Genomic DNA, 3,921 nt, shown 5'->3' on the forward strand with positions numbered 1-3,921 from the left:
CTGCCGCTTCCGCCGCCCCGGCCCCTGCTGCGCCCGCTGCGCCCGCCGCCCCGGCGACCTCCTCCGCCCCCGCCGCCCCGGTGGCCAAGCCGCGCCCGGTCTCCAAGGCGGCCGAGCCCGCCAAGGGCACCACTTCACCGGTGCCGAAGGACGCGCCGAAGCCGGCCGCCTCCGCGGTGACCGACGAGCCGACGTACACGGTGCTGCGCGGCGCCCCCGCCCGCACCGCCCAGAACATGGCCGCCTCGCTGAGCGTGCCGACCGCGACCTCGGTGCGCGACGTTCCGGTCAAGCTGCTGTGGGACAACCGCACGGTCATCAACAACCACCTCGCCAGGGCCCGTGGCGGGAAGGTCTCCTTCACCCACATCATCGGCTACGCGCTGGTGCAGGCCGTCAAGGCGATGCCGTCCATGAACGTCGGATTCGACGTCATCGACGGGAAGCCGAACCTGATCACCCCGGCCCACGTCAACCTCGGCCTCGCCATCGACGTGCCGAAGCCCGACGGCTCCCGTCAGCTGCTGGTGCCGAGCATCAAGGGCGCCGAGACGATGGACTTCGCGACCTTCTGGACGGCGTACGAGGAGATCGTCCGCAAGGCCCGCGACAACAAGCTCACCGTCGCCGACTTCAGTGGCACCACGATCTCGCTGACCAACCCGGGCGGCATCGGCACCGTGCACTCGATCCCGCGGCTGATGAAGGGCCAGGGCGCGATCATCGGCGTCGGCGCGATGGAGTACCCGGCCGAGTGGCAGGGCGCATCCGCGGATGCGATCGCGCGCAGTGCGATCAGCAAGGTCATGACGATCACCTCGACCTACGACCACCGGGTCATCCAGGGCGCGCAGTCCGGTGAGTTCCTCAAGCTGATGCACCAGCTGCTGCTCGGCGGAAGCGACTTCTACGACGACATCTTCCGCAGCCTGCGGATCCCGTACGAGCCGATCCGCTGGGCCCAGGACGTGGCCACCAGCCACGACGACCAGATCGGCAAGCAGGCGCGCGTCCTGGAGCTGATCCACGCCTTCCGGGTGCGCGGCCACATGATGGCCGACACCGACCCGCTGGAGTACAAGCAGCGCATCCACCCCGACCTGCGGGTGGAGAGCCATGGGCTGACCCTGTGGGACCTGGACCGGGAGTTCCCGACCGGGTCCTTCGGCCGCGATGACCGGCCGTTCATGAAGCTGCGCGACATCCTGGGCATCCTGCGCAACTCCTACGTCCGGACGACCGGCATCGAGTACATGCACATCCAGGACCCCGACCAGCGTCGCTGGATCCAGGACCGGGTCGAGGTGCCGCCGGAGCGCACGCCGCGCGAGGAGCAGCTGCGCATCCTGGAGAAGCTCAACGAGGCCGAGGCGTTCGAGACCTTCCTGCAGACCAAGTTCGTCGGCCAGAAGAGGTTCTCGCTGGAGGGTGGCGAGACCACCATCCCGGTGATCGACGAGATCTGCGAGAACGCCGCCGACGCCGGGCTCAACGAGGTCGCCATCGGAATGGCGCACCGTGGCCGGCTCAACGTGCTGGCCAACATCGTGGGCAAGTCCTACAACCAGATCTTCCGCGAGTTCGAGGGCAACATCGACCCGCGCACCGTGCAGGGCTCCGGCGACGTGAAGTACCACCTCGGGGCCGACGGCCAGTTCACCGCCGGTGACGGCTCGACGATCAAGGTGTCGGTGGCGGCGAACCCGTCCCACCTGGAGACCGTCGACCCGGTGCTGGAGGGCATCGCCCGGGCCAAGCAGGACGTGCTGAACCAGGGTGCGGCGTACCCCGTGCTGCCGCTGCTGGTGCACGGCGACGCGGCGTTCGCCGGACAGGGCGTGGTGGCCGAGACGCTCAACCTCTCCCAGCTGCGCGGCTACCGCACCGGCGGCACGATCCACGTCATCATCAACAACCAGGTCGGCTTCACCACCTCGCCCGGCTCGTCGCGGTCCTCGCTGTACGCCACGGACGTGGCGCGGATGGTCCAGGCGCCGATCTTCCACGTCAACGGCGACGACCCGGAGGCCTGTGTCCGGGTGGCGCGGCTGGCCTTCGAGTACCGGCAGGCGTTCAACAAGGACGTCGTCATCGACCTGATCTGCTACCGCCGGCGCGGCCACAACGAGGGCGACGACCCGTCGTTCACCCAGCCGCTGATGTACGACCTGATCGAGAAGAAGCGCTCGGTGCGCAAGCTCTACACCGAGTCGCTGATCGGTCGCGGCGACATCACCCTGGAGGAGGCCGAGCAGGTGCTGGCCGACTACCAGGCGCGGTTGGAGCGGGTCTTCACCGAGGTGCGCGACGCCGACAAGCAGCCCGAGGAATGGGAGACCGTCCCGGCCTACCCGGCCAAGCCCGCTGCCGAGACGGTCACCGCCATCACCCCCGAGACCCTCAAGCGGATCGCCGACGCCTACGTCACCCCGCCCGAGGGCTTCACCGTGCACCCGAAGGTGATGCCGCAGCTGCAGCGTCGAGCCAACCAGATCACCGAGGGCGGCATCGACTGGGGCACCGGCGAGATCCTCGCCTTCGGCTCCCTGCTGATGGAGGGTCGTCCGGTCCGGCTCGCCGGACAGGACTCCCGGCGCGGCACGTTCGTGTCGCGCTTCGCCACCATGATCGACCGGAAGAACGCCGACGAGTGGACGCCGTTGGCCAACCTGACACCGGACCAGGCGAAGTTCTACGTCTACGACTCGCTGCTCTCCGAGTACGCCGCGCTCGGCTTCGAGTACGGCTACTCGGTCGCCCGGCCCGGAGCGCTGGTCGCCTGGGAGGCGCAGTTCGGCGACTTCGTCAACGGCGCGCAGTCGGTGATCGATGAGTACATCACCGCCGGGTTCACCAAGTGGCAGCAGCGCTCGGGAGTCGTGCTGCTCCTGCCGCACGGCTTCGAGGGCCAGGGCCCCGATCACTCCTCGGCCCGCATCGAACGGTGGCTGACGATGGCCGCCGACGAGGCGTTCACGGTCGCCCAGCCGAGCACCCCGGCGTCGTACTTCCACCTGCTGCGCCAGCAGGCGCTCGGCGCCACCCACAAGCCGCTGATCGTCTTCACCCCGAAGTCGATGCTGCGGCGCAAGGAGGCCGCCTCGCAGCCGACCGACTTCACCAGCGGATCGTTCCGGCCGTTCATCGGCGACGAGGTCGCCGACCCCAACACGGTGGACACGCTGCTGCTGTGCTCGGGCCGGATCACCTGGGACCTGATGGTGGCGCGCGACAAGCGCGAGGATCCCGGTCGGTTCGCCATCGGTCGCACCGAGCAGCTCTACCCGTGGCCGACGGCGCAGATCGCCGCCGAGATCGCCAAGTACCCCCGCCTGAAGACGATCCGGTGGGTGCAGGACGAGCCGTACAACATGGGCCCGTGGCCGACGTTCGCGCTGAACATCGTGCCCGAGCTGGGCCGTCCGATCGAGGCGGTCACCCGGCCGGCCTCGACCTCACCGGCGGTCGGCACCTCCCGGCGGCACCTGGCGGAGCAGAAGGACCTGCTGGAGGCGGCGTTCGCCTGACCGATCCGACCCGATCGGGTGACCCGACGCTGCGGTGGCCCTGCCGATCCAGGACGACGGCCACCGCACCGTCGGGCGCCGGTGTTTGTCACACTGGGCCCATGTACTTCACCGATCGGGGCATCGAGGAGCTCGTCTCCCGCCGGGGTGACGAGGAGGTCAGCCTGGCCTGGCTGGGCGAACAGCTGCAGGCGTTCGTCGACGTCCACCCCGAGTTCGAGACGGCGGTCGAACGGTTCGCCACCTGGCTCGCGCGGCTGGACGACCCCGAGGACTGATATGTAGGGCCTTCCTGTCAAGAGGCAGGGTGAAGCGCCGCCACGGCTGGTTGTCGTGGCGGCGCTTCGTCTTCTGGTGGGGCTGCTGGCCGTGTCGAGCGGGTCTGTCGACGCAC

2 protein-coding genes are annotated in these 3,921 nt (G+C 69.3%); both read left to right on the top strand.

Annotated elements, in window-relative coordinates; genetic code table 11:
* The coding region (locus QM638_RS22995; protein ID WP_415146010.1) for a multifunctional oxoglutarate decarboxylase/oxoglutarate dehydrogenase thiamine pyrophosphate-binding subunit/dihydrolipoyllysine-residue succinyltransferase subunit at positions 1-3,527 on the top strand (3,527 nt) is incomplete at its 5' end.
* A 101-nt stretch (positions 3,528-3,628) separates the two neighbouring features.
* Complete coding sequence (locus QM638_RS23000) at positions 3,629-3,805, top strand: DUF6104 family protein (RefSeq protein WP_415146011.1); 177 nt, start codon at positions 3,629-3,631, stop codon at positions 3,803-3,805.
* The last annotated feature ends 116 nt before the right edge of the window (positions 3,806-3,921 follow it).

The organism is Nocardioides sp. (assembly GCF_047606145.1).
In the GTDB taxonomy this organism is placed as follows: Bacteria; Actinomycetota; Actinomycetes; order Propionibacteriales; family Nocardioidaceae; genus Nocardioides.

Coding starts and splice junctions, on each gene's coding strand:
- QM638_RS23000 (WP_415146011.1), top strand. CDS start 3,629: ATGTACTTCACCGATCGGGGCATCGAGGAGCTCGTCTCCCGCCGGGGT.